14 protein-coding genes are annotated in these 13680 nt (G+C 72.3%); 4 read left to right on the top strand and 10 right to left on the bottom strand.

Annotation, left to right across the window (positions count from 1 at the left end; translation table 11 throughout):
* Positions 1–141: 141 nt before the first annotated feature.
* The 3 genes from ACFHW0_RS16375 to mqnC form a co-directional block, all read right to left on the bottom strand.
* Entirely contained in the window at positions 142–1380 is a 1239-nt protein-coding gene (locus ACFHW0_RS16375) for a cell wall anchor protein (protein ID WP_416608544.1), read from the bottom strand.
* A 221-nt stretch (positions 1381–1601) separates the two neighbouring features.
* A complete protein-coding gene (locus ACFHW0_RS16370) occupies positions 1602–2807 on the bottom strand; it encodes an LPXTG cell wall anchor domain-containing protein (protein WP_416608543.1) in 1206 nt (401 codons plus the stop codon).
* Between the two features lie 352 nt (positions 2808–3159).
* Entirely contained in the window at positions 3160–4350 is a 1191-nt protein-coding gene (gene mqnC, locus ACFHW0_RS16365) for a cyclic dehypoxanthinyl futalosine synthase (protein WP_416608541.1), read from the bottom strand.
* Positions 4351–4479: 129 nt separating this feature from the next.
* On the opposite strand from mqnC, the gene ACFHW0_RS16360 reads away from it, so the two are divergent.
* Both ACFHW0_RS16360 and ACFHW0_RS16355 read left to right on the top strand, forming a co-directional pair.
* A complete protein-coding gene (locus ACFHW0_RS16360; protein ID WP_416608539.1) occupies positions 4480–4650 on the top strand; it encodes a hypothetical protein in 171 nt (56 codons plus the stop codon).
* The gene (locus tag ACFHW0_RS16355) at positions 4650–5414 is read left to right on the top strand and encodes an N-acetylmuramoyl-L-alanine amidase (protein WP_416608537.1); all 765 of its coding nucleotides are present in this window, start codon (positions 4650–4652) and stop codon (positions 5412–5414) included. The genes ACFHW0_RS16360 and ACFHW0_RS16355 overlap by 1 nt, the downstream gene beginning before the upstream one ends.
* A gap of 91 nt (positions 5415–5505) precedes the next feature.
* Here ACFHW0_RS16355 and paaE read toward each other — a convergent pair whose 3' ends face one another.
* The 5 genes from paaE to paaA are packed head-to-tail and all read right to left on the bottom strand — an operon-like array spanning position 5506 to position 9191.
* Positions 5506–6615 (bottom strand): 1,2-phenylacetyl-CoA epoxidase subunit PaaE, encoded by a 1110-nt coding sequence (gene paaE, locus ACFHW0_RS16350; RefSeq protein ID WP_416608535.1) that lies wholly within the window; start codon positions 6613–6615, stop codon positions 5506–5508.
* Positions 6612–7088 (bottom strand): 1,2-phenylacetyl-CoA epoxidase subunit PaaD, encoded by a 477-nt coding sequence (gene paaD / locus ACFHW0_RS16345; protein ID WP_416608533.1) that lies wholly within the window; start codon positions 7086–7088, stop codon positions 6612–6614. The genes paaE and paaD overlap by 4 nt, the downstream gene beginning before the upstream one ends.
* Positions 7085–7810: a 1,2-phenylacetyl-CoA epoxidase subunit PaaC gene (paaC, locus tag ACFHW0_RS16340; protein WP_416608531.1), complete on the bottom strand. Its 726-nt coding sequence runs from the start codon at positions 7808–7810 to the stop codon at positions 7085–7087. Before paaC ends, paaD begins: the two co-directional genes overlap by 4 nt.
* Positions 7807–8127: a 1,2-phenylacetyl-CoA epoxidase subunit PaaB gene (paaB, locus tag ACFHW0_RS16335; protein ID WP_121397098.1), complete on the bottom strand. Its 321-nt coding sequence runs from the start codon at positions 8125–8127 to the stop codon at positions 7807–7809. Before paaB ends, paaC begins: the two co-directional genes overlap by 4 nt.
* Complete coding sequence (gene paaA / locus ACFHW0_RS16330; RefSeq protein ID WP_416608529.1) at positions 8124–9191, bottom strand: 1,2-phenylacetyl-CoA epoxidase subunit PaaA; 1068 nt, start codon at positions 9189–9191, stop codon at positions 8124–8126. The genes paaB and paaA overlap by 4 nt, the downstream gene beginning before the upstream one ends.
* A 361-nt stretch (positions 9192–9552) precedes the next feature.
* Here paaA and ACFHW0_RS16325 point away from each other — a divergent pair, with 361 nt between their 5' ends.
* Together ACFHW0_RS16325 and ACFHW0_RS16320 are read left to right on the top strand one after the other, a co-directional pair.
* Positions 9553–10509 carry a hypothetical protein gene (locus ACFHW0_RS16325; RefSeq protein ID WP_416608527.1) on the top strand — a complete coding sequence of 319 codons (957 nt, stop codon included), beginning with the start codon at positions 9553–9555 and terminating at the stop codon, positions 10507–10509.
* Entirely contained in the window at positions 10509–11450 is a 942-nt protein-coding gene (locus tag ACFHW0_RS16320; protein WP_416608525.1) for a hypothetical protein, read from the top strand. The genes ACFHW0_RS16325 and ACFHW0_RS16320 overlap by 1 nt, the downstream gene beginning before the upstream one ends.
* 32 nt (positions 11451–11482) lie before the next feature.
* Here ACFHW0_RS16320 and ACFHW0_RS16315 read toward each other — a convergent pair whose 3' ends face one another.
* Together ACFHW0_RS16315 and ACFHW0_RS16310 are read right to left on the bottom strand one after the other, a co-directional pair.
* Positions 11483–12334: a menaquinone biosynthetic enzyme MqnA/MqnD family protein gene (locus tag ACFHW0_RS16315; RefSeq protein ID WP_416608523.1), complete on the bottom strand. Its 852-nt coding sequence runs from the start codon at positions 12332–12334 to the stop codon at positions 11483–11485.
* 33 nt (positions 12335–12367) lie between these two features.
* Positions 12368–13648, bottom strand: coding sequence for an MFS transporter (locus ACFHW0_RS16310; protein ID WP_416608521.1), 1281 nt, complete (start codon positions 13646–13648; stop codon positions 12368–12370).
* Between the last annotated feature and the right edge of the window lie 32 nt (positions 13649–13680).

The raw sequence follows: 13680 nt of genomic DNA, 5'->3' as shown, positions 1-13680 counted from the left end.
TGCCAGCCCGGCCCACCGTGGCGGTGGGTGGGTCGACCGCCGGTCATGAACGCCACACGTGAGGCGGCGGCGGGGGAGGACCGGGCCGGACACGCCACAGGGGCGGGGTGGTCGCCCATCCCGCCCCTGTGTGGTCGTACGTCAGTCGGTCGACTTCTCGTCGCCGGGCGCCACCAGCACGACCCTGCGCCGCCGGGAGAGCAGCAGCAGCGCGCCGCCGGCCAGCAGCACGGCCGCGCCGATGCCGCCGATCAGGCCGGCCTGCACGCCGGTCACCGGCAGCCCGCCGTCGCCGCCACCGCCACCGCCGCCCGGGGTCGTGGTCGGGACCGCCGTGGGACCGCCGGTCGGGGTGGCCGTCGGCGCCACGGTCGGCGTCGGCGTCGGGCTCGGCTGCGCCGACAGGTCGACGAAGGCCTCGAAGAACGTGTGGTTGTCTCCCATGTCGGTCTCGGAGAAGGCCTTCCGCTGCGCCTGGCCGGCGATTCGCGGCTCCTCCTCCGGCTCGCCCTCGGCGACGTCCAGCCCGTACGCGAAGAGGTCGCCCTCGCGCAGCACCGGCTCGGTCACGCCGTCGCCGACCTTAACCGTCACGTCGGCGGTGTAGTACTGCCCCCGGCGGACGATCGCCCCGGCGTCCTCGCAGAACGCCTGCTCCTTGCCGAGGTACACCTGCGTGGCGCAGCCCTGCGGCAGCGTCACGAAGCTCACGCCCGCCGGGAGGGTGATGCCGTAGAAGACGCCGGTCGCGGGGCGGCTGCCGTCGTTGTAGACCGCCCAGTCCAGCGGGACGGTCTCGCCCCGGCGTACCGGCTTGAGGTCCGGCTCGTCGGCCACCGCGCCGTTGACCACGACGCCTGCCTGGACGTCCTGCACCCAGGCGGTGAGGTCGTAGCCGGGCTTCGTGACGGTCACCGGCACGACGACCTTGTCGCGGACCTTGCCCCCGGGCGTCGCGGTGACGACGTGGACGACCAGCTTGCCGCCGTCGCCCCGGCTGCCCTTGCTGAACAGCGGAACGCCGAAGTCCTTGCTGGTGCCGGCGGGCAGGTCGCCGAGGGAGCACTGGTAGAGGTGGACCTCGACGGCGCGGCAGCCCTCGGGCACCAGGAAGCCGACGCGCCTGTCCTTGAGCTGCTGGGTGTTCACCCGGTACGAGACGTCCTCCGCCGTGGCCGTGCCGGCGTTGGTGACGGTGAACTTGAACGGCTTGCTCCGGGCCGCGTCCACACCCTTCGCGAGCTGGGTGCTGAGCGGAGCCACGGCGAGGTCCGGCACGTCGGCGGCCTGGGCGGGAACGGCGACGGCGGTCAGACCGCCCGCCGCGAGGAGTGCCACGGCACCGGCGCGGGCCAGGGCCGAGCGATGGAACAGGGTCATCGATCCCCCGGGGGTTAGGGAAGAAACGGATGGTTGCGGAACCCGGGCGGACGCTATCGAAGGCCGATGCGGCGCGCCAGCAGGGAGGTCGTGTTTCATCCGTCCGGCCGACCGGGTCGGACGGACGGTCCGACGCACAGCGGGGGCGGGATGGTCACCCATCCCGCCCCCGCTGCCGTGCGTTATGTGAACGACCCTCACGGGTCGATGGAGGACGACCGTCAGGCCGTCGGCTTCTCGTCGCCCGGGGTCACCAGGACGACCCGGCGCCGCCGCGCCACCATGAACATGACCGCGCCCGCGACCAGTACCGCGCCGCCGATGCCGCCGATCAGCGTGGTCTGCGCGCCGGTGACCGGCAGGCCGCCGTCGTCGTCACCGCCGCCGCCCGCGCCGCCCTTGGCCGCGACGATCACCGCGTAGCCGTCGGAGTTGTCGGTGGCGTCCACGTCGGCGCCCCGCAGGCCGGTGACGTTCTCCGGCAGGGTGACCGCAGCCGCCCGCATCCGGTTGGGCGCGGAGCCGACCGGCTCGACGCTGACCAGACCGCCCTTGAGGGCGCCCGGCTTCACGTCCGCCGCCACGTCGAACACGTGGTAGAAGCCGTAGGCCGAGTAGAGCTTGTCCTCGCCGTTGGTGTCCTCGTCCTGCGGGATCAGGCCGAAGTTGGCGTAGGTGCAGGTGAAGGTGGACTTGTCGGCCGCGTACTCGCAGCCCGGCTCCACCTCGGTCGGGGTCACGCCCTTGGGCAGCTTGACGCTGATCTTGAGACCGGCGGCGGCCTTGTCACCCTGGTTCGTGATGAAGTAGGTCAGCGCCGACCGGCCGCCCGCGTGCAGGTCGCCGGAGTAGACCGGGTTCCCGTCGACGATCTTCACGGCCTGCTTGACGTCCTCGGCGACGACCGACAGGTCCGGCCCGCTGGCGTCCGAGAAGTCCAGCGTGGCGGTCTTGGTGTTGTTCGCCGCGTTGGTGTCGTCCTTCGAGATGAGCTTGAAGGAGAGGGGCGCCTGGTAGGTGCCCTCGGCCTCGAACTTGAAGAGGACGATCGGCAGGTCGGTGGTCTCGCCCGGGCCCGGCAGGCCCTTCTCCGTCGCGTAGCAGACGAAGGCGGTGGGCTTCTCCTCCGTGCCCTCCATGTCGCAGCCGTCCTCGACGGCCGGCACGGCGGCGACCTTGTCGAAGTCGACCTTGGACACGTCCACCCGCACGGCCAGCTCGCTCGGGGTGTTCTTGCCCGTGTTGGTCACCTTCGCATAGGCGAACTTGCCCTGTGCGTTGGCGGCGACCCGCGTGCCGGCCACGTCGATCGCGAGGTCCGTCTCCGTGCCCGAGGCGTGAGCCGGGCTACCGAGAGCGGTCAGCGCGCCGGAGGCGAGCAGCGCGCCGGCGCCGATACGCGCCAGCGAACGGTTACGGAAGATCATGGAAAAGTTCCCCCCGTTGGGGTGAAGGAAAGGTACGGCCGGGGACGTTAGCGGTAAGCGATCACGCTCGCCACCCCGCAGATCGGGCGTGTTGAACAGTGCGGCTAAGAATCACTTAAGGAATGCCCGGATTGATATGTCTTGCTGCCCCGGCCACGTCGCAGCCGGCCCCGAATGGCAACCTAATCGAGATCAACGGCCCACGGGAATTCACCCGATCGGTCAGCCGGCGAAGCCATTCACGGTCACCGTCCGTATGCCGATGGTCCACACAGCGGCCCGCGTACGACGACACCCCACCGCCGGACGACGGTGGGGTGTCGGGTCGTGCGGGTGGCTGCGGACGCCCCGCTCAGCGGGCGTCGACCAGCGGCAGGGACTTCCCGGCACCGCCGCCCGGCATGGCGATCGAGGAGAAGTGCGAGACGACCCGCTCGTCGGTCGGGTCGTCGGCCGGGGTGCGGTGCACGGCCAGTCGGTTGTAGAGGGTGTCGCGCTGGGCGGGAATCCGGTCCGCCGAGCGGATCATGCCGATCAGCTCGTGCAGGTTGGAGCGGTGCCGCGCGCCGGCGGAGGAGATGACGTTCTCCTCCAGCATGATCGACCCGAGGTCGTCCACGCCCATGTGCAGGGCGAGCTGCCCGACGTCCTTACCGGTCGTGAGCCAGGACGCCTGGAGGTGCGGCACCGTCTCGAAGAAGAGCCGGGCCACCGCGACCAGTCGCAGGTACTCCAGGGTGGTGGCCTGGGTCCGGCCCTTGAGGTGGTTGTTCTCGGGCTGGTACGTCCACGGGATGAACGCCCGGAAGCCCTTCGTGCGGTCCTGCACGTCGCGGATCATCCGCAGGTGCTCGATCCGCTCGGCGGCGGTCTCGCCGGTGCCCATCATCATGGTGGCGGTCGACTCGACGCCCTGCCGGTGCGCCAGCTCCATGACCTCCAGCCAGCGCTCGCCCGACTCCTTCAGCGGCGCGATCGCCTTCCGGGGGCGGGCGGGCAGCATCTCCGCGCCGGCACCGGCGATGGAGTCCAGCCCGGCCGCCTTGATCCGGGCGATGGCCTCGTCGAGGCTGACGCCGGAGACCTTTGCCATGTGCAGGATCTCGCTGGGGCCGATCGAGTGGATGGCCAGCTGCGGGTAGGCCTTCTTGACCGAGGAGAACAGCTCCTCGTAGTACTCCACGCCGTAGTCCGGGTGGTGCCCGCCCTGGAGCATGACCTGGGTGGCACCCAGCTCGACCGCCTCGCCGCAGCGGCGCAGGATCTCCTCGGTCGGGTGGGTCCAGCCCTCCCGGTGCTTCGGGGCCCGGTAGAACGCGCAGAACTTGCACGCCGTCACGCAGACGTTCGTGTAGTTGATGTTGCGGTCGATCAGGTACGTGACGACGTTGTCCGGGTAGCGCCGCCGGCGCACCGCGTCGGCGGCCTCGCCCAGGGCGTGCAACGGCGCCTCGGTGTAGAGCAGCAGGGCCTCCTCGGGCGTGATCCGCCCGCCGTCCGCGCCACGCTGCAGGATGTCGTCGATCTCCCGGCTCACACTCACCCCCCGAGCCTACGTCGCCGCGGTCCCGGCCGGCCTCGCCGGACTCCTGTCGACCACGCCACAGGCCCACCCGGAGGCCGGAAAAACGGGGGACTTACCCCCGATCTATCGATCGATTAACATCCGTGGATGATTTTGAGAGGGCCTTCCCCCACCCGTCCTCCCCTACGTCGCCGGGCGCTGCTGGGCCTCGTACCGCTCGGGGCCGCCGCGCTGGCCGTCGCGGCGGCGGCCCGACCGGCGCGGGCGGCGACGGCGCCCCGGGCGCCGGAGTGCCTCGCCGACCTGACGGCGGCCTGATGGCCACCATCCCCTGGCTCGCCGACGTGCTCCGCGCCGCCGGTGTCACGGTGGTCGAGCACGGCAACTGGCTCGGCCGGGTGGCCGGCAGCTCGTTCAACCCGATCGGTGTGCTCTGGCACCACACCGCCGCCACCTCCAGCGCCGGCAACCCGCACCCCGCCCTGAACATCTGCATCAACGGCCGGTCCGACCTGCCCGGCCCGCTCTGCCAGGCGCTGGTCGACTACCACGGCGTCTTCCACGTCATCTCCGGCGGGCGGGCCAATCACGCCGGCGTCAGCCGCGGCAGCGGCCCCATCCCGGCCGGCGACGGCAACACCCTGATGATCGGTTGGGAGATCGACTACAACGGGGTCAACCAGGCCATGACCGGCGCCCAGTACAGCGCCTCGGTGCTCGCCACCGCCGCCGTGCTGCGGCGGCTCGGCCGGGACGCCAGCCACGCCCGGGGCCACCGGGAGACCAGCACCAGCGGCAAGATCGACCCGTCGTTCATCGACCTGGACTCGATGCGCGCCGACGTGGCCCGCCAGCTCACCGGCAACCCGCCCCTCGACCTCACGGAGAACGACATGAAGCTGATCCAGTCCCCCGGCCGGGGCATCGCCCTGGTCGGCGCCGGCTACTTCCGGCAGCTGCGCAACAACGAGGAGGTGCACGCCGCCGTCGCGCTGGTCGGCCAGCCGCTGGTCGGCAACGACCGCCAGTTCGACCTGTGGCGCAGCATCGCCTACGACGGCCAGGTCAAGGCCCCGAGCTGAGCACGGGGGTGTGGGGGTCGGCGGGTTCGACGCGGTGCCGGCGCCGAGCCCGCCGACCCGGCTCCGCCCCGCCGGACGGCGGGCAGACCGGTCAGGCGTCGTAGTCGACCGTCAGCCGGTCGGTGGTCGGGCTGGACTGGCAGGTGAGGACGTAGCCGGCGGCCACCTCGTCCGGCTCCAGCGCGTAGTTACGGGCCATCGTGACCGCGCCGTCGACCACCTTGGCCTTGCAGGTCGAGCAGACCCCGCCCTTGCAGGCGTAGGGCAGCTCGCCGCGCACCTTGAGCGCCGCGTCCAGCACCCGCTCGTCGCGCCCCATCGTGAAGCGCGACGACCGGCCGTCCAGCAGGATGGTCACCTCGGCGCCGGCTCCCGCCTCGTCGGCCGGGCGCCGCGGCGGGGCCGGGGCCTCGGCGACGTGGAACAGCTCCGTGTGCACCGCCGACTCCGGCACGCCGCGCGCGGCGAGCACCTCCCGGGCGTCCACCACCATGTCGTACGGGCCGCAGAGGAACCACTCGTCGACGGTGTCCCCGGGAACCACGGTGTCCAGCAGCCGGCCCAGCCGGTCGGCGTCGATCCGGCCGGAGAGCAGTGCCGACTCGCCCTGCTCCCGGGAGAGCACGTGCACCAGGTGCAGCCGCGTCGGCCACCGGTCCTTCAGGTCGGCCAGCTCCTCGGCGAACATCACCGTGTTCGCCGTGCGGTTGCCGTACACCAGCGTGAACGTGCTGGCCGGCTCGACGGCGAGCGCCGTCGCGACCAGCGCGAGCACGGGGGTGATGCCCGAGCCGGCGACCACCGCGCCGTAGTGGCGGGCCCTCTCCGGCGCGAGGGCCGTGGTGAAGTGCCCGAGCGGCGGCAGCACCTCGATCGTGTCGCCGCCGCGCAGCGCGCCGCAGGCGAAGGCGGAGAACGCGCCGCCGGGGATCTCCCGCACGCCGATCCGCAGCCGGCCGTGCCGGGCCAGGTCGTCGGGCGTGGAGCAGATGGAGTATGACCGCCGCACGTCCTCACCGGCGGCGCCCGGGCGACGGACGGTGAGGTGCTGACCGGCGGAGAACGCGAAGGTCTCCCGCAGCTCCTCCGGCACGGCGAAGGTGACCGCCACGGCGTCGTCGGTGAGCCGGTCGACGGCGGCGACGGACAGCGGGTGGAAGACCGGCCGGCGACGTACCGGGCGGGTGATGGTGACAGTCACAGCGCCTTCAGGTGGTCGAAGGGTTCACGGCAGGAACGGCAGCGCCAGAGCGCCTTGCACGCGGTCGAGCCGAAGCGGCTGACCTGTTCGGTCTCGGGCGAGCCGCAGCGCGGGCAGCGGACGGCGAGGGTCAGTGGCACCACGTTGTCGGCGCGCACGGGCGCCGGCGGGGCGATGCCGGCGGCGGCGAGCTTGGCCCGGCCGGCGTCGGAGATCCAGTCGGTGCTCCACGCCGGGCTGTAGACGGTCCGCACGTCGGCGTCGGGACGACCGGCGGCGGCCAGCGCCCGCAGGATGTCGGCGCGGATCACGTCCATCGCCGGGCAGCCGGTGTAGGTGGGGGTGATGGTCACGACCACCCGGCCGGTGGCCGGGTCCTCGTCGACCGCCCGCAGGATGCCGAGGTCGTCGATGGTGACCACCCGGATCTCCGGGTCCACCACCGCCGCCACGGCCTCCCTGGGGTCCGTCACCAGCGCGCCCCGGGGTGGGCGCGGTGCAGCACCTGCATCTCGGCGAGCAGGTAGGACAGGTGCTCGGTGTGCACGCCGTCCCGCCCGCCGGCCGGCGCCCAGCCGGACTCCGGCCGGGACAGCGTGGCCTCGTCGAGGACGGCGGCGACGGTGGCGTCGAAGTCCGCCCGCAGGGTGGCCGGGTCGACCGGCGCCGCCGGGTCGGGGGCGAACAGCTCGTGCACGTACGGCCAGACCTGGTCGACGGCCGTCTGCATGCGCCGGTGCGACTCCTCGGTGCCGTCGCCGAGCCGCCGCACCCACAGCGAGGCGTGGTCGAGGTGGTAGGCCGACTCCTTGCGGGCCTTGGCCCCGATCGCCGCCAGCCGCTCGTCGGCGCACCCGGCCAGCGCGGTGTAGAGCGGGAGCTGGTAGGCCGCGAGGAAGAGCAGCTTCGCCATGGTGACCGCGAAGTCGTCGTTGGGCAGCTCCACCAGCAGGCAGTTGCGGAACTCGCGGTCGTCGCGGAGGAACGCCAGCGCGTCCTCGTCCCGGCCGGCGCCCTCCAGCTCGCCCGCGTACGACAGCAGGAGCCGGGCCGCGCCGAGCTGGTCGAGGGCGATGTTGGCCAGCGCGATGTCCTCCTCCATCTCCGGCGCGCGGGTGGTCCACTCGGCCAGCCGCTGCGCCGCGACGAGCGCGTCGTCGCCGAGGGCGAGGGCGAAGTCGAAGGGGCCGTTCACAGGTGGGCCACCCCGTCCGGCACGTCGTAGAAGGTGGGATGGCGGTAGACCTTGTCGGCCGCCGGGTCGAAGAAGGCGTCCTTCTCGTCGGGGCTGGACGCGGTGATCGCACCGGCCGGCACCACCCAGATGGAGACGCCCTCCTGGCGGCGGGTGTAGAGGTCCCGCGCGTTGCGCAGGGCCAGCTCGGCGTCGGGGGCGTGCAGGCTGCCGACGTGGGTGTGCGACAACCCGCGCCGCGCCCGCACGAAGACCTCCCACAAGGGCGAAGGACCGCTCACGCCGCGCTGGTCCGTTCGCTCGCTACGCTCGCTCACGCCGCTACCTTCTCCTTCTTCTCCATCCGCTTCGCGGCGTACGCCGCGGCGGCCTCACGCACCCAGGCGCCGTCGTCGTGGGCGCGGCGGCGGTGCTCCATCCGCTGCCGGTTGCACGGGCCGTTGCCCTTGATCACCCGCATCAGCTCGTCGTAGTCGGGCTGGGTGAAGTCGTACGACTGCCGGGACTCGTTCCAGCGCAGGTGAGGATCCGGGATGGTCAGGCCGAGGATCTCGGCCTGCTGCACGCACATGTCCACGAAACGCTGGCGCAGCTCGTCGTTGGAGAAGCGCTTGATCTTCCAGGCCATGGACTGCGCCGAGTGGGTGGAGTCGGTGTCCGGCGGGCCGAACATCGCCAGCGATGGATACCACCAGCGGTCGAGGGCGTCCTGCGCCATCGCCTTCTGCGCTGCGGTGCCGTGCGCCAGCGTGTGCAGGATCTCGTAGCCCTGCCGCTGGTGGAACGACTCCTCCTTGCAGACCCGGATCATCGCCCGGGCGTACGGGCCGTATGAGCAGCGGCAGAGCGGGACCTGGTTGACGATGGCGGCACCGTCCACCAGCCAGCCGATCGCGCCCACGTCGGCCCAGGTCAGCGTGGGGTAGTTGAAGATCGAGCTGTACTTCTGCCGGCCGTTGAGCAGCAGCTCGACCAGCTCGTCCCGGCTGATCCCGAGGGTCTCGGCGGCGGCGTAGAGGTAGAGGCCGTGGCCGGCCTCGTCCTGGACCTTGGCCAGCAGGATCGCCTTGCGCTTCAGCGACGGGGCGCGGCTGATCCAGTTGCCCTCCGGCTGCATGCCGATGATCTCGGAGTGCGCGTGCTGCGCGATCTGCCGGATCAGCGTCTTGCGGTACGCCTCGGGCATCCAGTCGCGCGGCTCGATCTTCTGGTCGGCGTCGATGACCTCGGCGAAGTACGCCTCGAGGTCCTCGTCCGGGCCGGGGGCGCCGCCGCGGCGGCCACGTGCGGCGGCCTCCCGCAGGGCCGCCTCCGCCGCCTCGACCTCGCCGAGCAGGCCGCCGCCGGGTGCGTCCTCGGCGGAGAAGTCGTTGCCATACATGAGGTCAAGTGTTACAGCTCGCCTCCCGGGACACCAGAGGGTGTAACAGGTTTCCGGAGACACTTTCGGCACGGGGCGGCGACTACGGGTAGCCGCCCAAACTATGACTTGGCTCACTATGGCAAGGTGAATCCTCACAACAGCCGCATAGCGGCTCGATATCCCGTCTACATGGCAAGTTGCCCGGTGTCGGGTTCTGGCGCGCCGTCGATCCGCACGTAGACTTCCCCCGTCACACCGATCGGCTGCCGACGATCGCCCGAGAAACACGGAGGGCGGATCCCCCCGGCTCCCGGCGAGCCGCCGATCCGTCCGACAACCAGCCGGTCCTCCCGGCCTGACATCTGGAGCTCACCCACTCATGCGATCCCGCGTGACCCTGGTGCTCGCCGTCGTGGCGGTCCTCCTCGGTGGCGGCCTGCTCGTTCCGGCCGCGTACGCCCGACTCGCCGGCGACGACGCGGCGAGCGGCGGAAGCGGCGGCGGAAGCGTCGCGGCGCCCGCGCCGGTCCCGCCCGCGCCGCCGACCCTGGCCGCCGGCCCGGTGGCGGTGGACTTCAAGGGCGAGTTCTTCTCGTGGGCCCTGATGGACCGGGAGACCGGCGAGATCTCCGGGTCCAAGAACCTGGCCTCGACCAGCTCCACCGAATCGATGATCAAGGCCTGGTTCGCGGCGGACTACCTCCGCCAGCTCGGCGACAAGCCGCTGCCGGCCGAGCGCAAGAAGCAGATCACCACCGCCATCCGGGACAGCAACGACGACGCCGCCAACGCCCTCTACGGCGCGGTGGGCCGGGCCGCCACGATCAAGCGGATGATCAGCACCTGCGAGCTCACCGACACCAAGCCGGGCAACGTGCCCGGCTACGTGGGCTGGTGGAGCTTCACCCGGATGTCCCCGCGCGACGCCGTCCGGCTCGGCGACTGCATCGCCGACGGCACGGCCGCCGGCCCCAAGTGGACGAAGCTCCTGCTGGACGAGATGAGCAAGGTCAGGGGCAGCACGGCCGCCAAGGACCAGAAGGCCCGCTCCGGCGGTGGCCGCTGGGGCATCGTCGACGGCCTCCCCCAGTCGATCCTGAGCCAGGGCCCGGTCAGCATGAAGAACGGTTGGACCCCGCTCAACTACGACGGCAACTGGCACGTGAACTGCCTCGCGGTCACCGACAGGTGGAGCCTCGCGGTGATGCTCCGCTACCCGCAGAAGAGCGGCCTCAACTACGGCGCCCAGGTCTGCGCATCGGTCGCCAGTCAGCTCGTCACCCCGCAGCCCGGCGCCGCCCTCAAGGTGCCGCAGCAGCCCGCCGGGAAGCTCTGATGACGCGACAGCGCCGGGCCGACGAGCCCGCCGACGCCTCCCCCGGCAAGCTCATCGCCATCGCGGTGGTCCTCATCGGCCTGGTGCTCGTCTCGCTGCGGCTGCTGCCGGGCTCGCCGTTCGAGTCCCGCGCCGCCGCCGAGTGGGGCACCCCCGCCGGCACCACCGAGCGCGCCACCGGAGCCCCGAGCGACCGCAGCTCGCGGCCGTCGCCGACGCCCAGCCCCACACCGGAGCCGCTGCCGTTCCAGGCGAAGGACCTCGACCTGGACATCGAGGGCTGGTACTCCTGGAGCGTCCTCGACCGCCGCAGCGGCGAGATCGTCGGCTCGGACAACATGGACGAGACCAGCACCACCGCGTCGCTCATCAAGGCCTGGATCGTCGCCGACTACCTGCGCCGGGCAGACGACGCCGGCCAGACCCCGAGCGACGCCAAGCTCGCCGACGCCACGAAGATCGTTCGGGACAGCGACAACACCCGGGCCGAGCAGTTCTACAACACCGTCGGCCGGTCCGCCTCGATCAAGCGGCTGATCTCCCTGTGCGACCTGACGGACAGCAAGGTCGCCCCGGACGGCGGCTGGAGCCGTACCGCCCTCTCACCCCGGGACACCGCCCGGATGGGGGCCTGCATCGCCGACGGCCGCGCCGCCGGACCCGAGTGGACCAAGTGGCTGATCGACGAGATGCGGCTGGTCCGGGGCGCCGGTGACTTCGGCATCCGCAAGGCGTTCCCGGCCGCCGAGCGCAAGACCATCGCCATCAAGAACGGCTGGATCGACCGGACGCGCGAGCAGGAGATGCACATCAACTGCCTCGCCATCGGCGACACCTGGACGATGGGCGTGATGGTCCGCTACCCGATCGGCAAGGGCTACGAGTACGGCATGAAGAACTGCCAGAAGATCACCGAAGCCCTCCTCCGCCCCACCACCTAGACCCGACCGCCGCCCTGGTCGGCCACGGGTTTTCAGCCCATGAAGAAGGCCGGGCCGGAGTCGGGCAGGGGCGGGGCGGCGTCGATGGCGGCGGCGCGACGCGCGAACTCGCGCAGGCCGGCCACCTGGCGCTCGCCGAGGGAGAAGTCCAGCGCCCGGAAGTACGTCGCCAGGGTCGCCGCGTCGAACGGCTCCCAGCGCGCGGCCGCCTCGGCCACCTGGTCCAGTTCGGCCAGGCAGAGGTCCCGGGAGCGCAGGAACGCCTCGTGCACCTCCTTGACCAGGCCCGGGTGGGCGGCGGCGAAGTCGCGGCGTACCGCCCAGACGGCGAAGACCATCGGCAGGCCCGTCCACTCCCGCCACGCCTGCCCGAGGTCGGTGACCTCCAGCCCACGCTTCGGCGCCTCGTAGAGGGCGCGCAGCGCCACGTCGCCGATCAGCACCCCGGCGTCGGCCTCCAGCAGCATCTGGGTCAGGTCGGGCGGGCAGCGGAAGTACTCGGGGTTCACCCCGTACCGCTCGCCGAGCAGCAACTGGGCCAGCAGCACGCCGGTCCGCGAGGTCGAGCCCAGCGCCACCTTGCCGTGGCCGAGCTCGGCCAGCGGGCGGGTGGAGACGACGTTGACGGAGAGCACCGGGCCGTCGCTGCCGACCGCCAGGTCGGGCAGGAGCAGCAGCTCGTCGGCGTGGCGCAGGTACTCCACCTGGGAGATCGGGCCGATGTCCAGGTCACCGGCGACCAGGGCGGCGCTGAGCCGGTCCGGGGAGTCCTTGTGCAGGTCGACGTCGATGAGGGCACCGGAGCGCATCAGCCCCCAGTAGATCGGCAGGCAGTTCAGGAACTGGATGTGCCCGACCCGGGGGCGTGCGACGTGCTCAGCCATGCCCCGACCGTATCCCCGCCACCGTCCGGCGGCTCAGCGGGCCGGGGCGGGAGTGGCCAACCCCGCATCCGCCGCCGGCTCGGCGGCGGCGCCGGGGGTGCCGGCCGCCCGGACTCGTCGGACGGACCGGGCGACGGCCGGCACGAAGGCCACCACGACCAGCAGGCCGGCCGCGCCGGCCGCCGCGATCAACGGTCGCGGCGCCAGCAGCGCCAGCAGGGCGCCACCGATGAGATAGCCCCCCATCGAGCCGCCCTGCACCGCTGCGCCGTAGAGGGCGTACGCGCGGCCGCGCGACGCCTCCGGCACGCGCCGGGCGGTGAGCAGGTTGGCGAAGACGTTCTCCCCGCCGTTCGCCGCGCCCGCGACCAGCCAGAGCGGGACCAGCAGCGCGGCCGTGGGCACGGCGGCGGCGACGACCACCGTCAGGCAGATTCCGCCGAGCGTCACCAGCACCCCGTACACCAGGGCGCCGTCGTCGGTGAGCCGGTGGGCCAGCCGGGCGCAGAGCCAACTGCCGGGCAGCATCCCCGCCATCCAGGCGGCGCCGACCAGTCCGTACACCGTGGGCGAGCCGTCGAGGGTCTCCCGGATGAAGAAGACCTCGACCACGTTGATGCCGCCGACGGCCGTGATGACCGCGGCCGTGCTGAGGACGACGGCCAGCAGCAGTGGGTCGCTGCGCAGCCGCCACGCCGGGGCCCGTTCCGTCCCGGGCGCGGGTGCGGCCGTGGCCCGCCGGCCGCCCCGGCGGGTGCGCAGCAGCAGACCCGCGGCCACCAGCGCGAGGTAGCTCACGGCGTCGATGAGCAGGGGTACGCGCGCGCCGAACTGCCCGACCAGCAGCCCGGCGAGTACCGGGCCGCCGAGCGCGCCCAGGCTGCTGGCCGTCTGGCTGATCGCGCTCGCCCGGGGCAGGTCGGCGGGGCGCACCATCGCCGGCAGCAGCGCCGCCAGGCAGGGCTGGGTCACGGCCAGCCCGCAGGCGAGCAGCGCGACGAGCCCGATGATCAGGGCCGGGTGGTCGGCGAAGGCGAGCAGGGCGCAGACGGCGGCCTGTCCCAGGCCGGCGGTGACCAGCAGCGTCCGGCTGTCCACCCGGTCGGCGAGCCGCCCGGTGAGCGGGGCGAGCACCACCAGCGGCAGGGTGGCCGCCAACAGCAGCCCGGACACGGCGAGGCCGCTGGCGCCGGCGGCCTGGAGGGCGAGCGCCAGGGCGGTGGCGGCGAGGAAGTCACCGCACATCGAGGTGCCGCGTGCGGTGGCCGCGAGCCAGACGTCGGACCAGCGCGACCCGTCAGTCGTGAAGGGCATACTTCGAAAATAATCCTTCACAACCGCTCGGA

This window comes from Micromonospora sp. LOL_025, from assembly GCF_048060285.1.
Classification (GTDB): domain Bacteria; phylum Actinomycetota; class Actinomycetes; order Mycobacteriales; family Micromonosporaceae; genus Micromonospora.
Note: the sequence above shows the minus strand (reverse complement) of the source record. Positions and strands in the feature narration are given on the sequence as shown.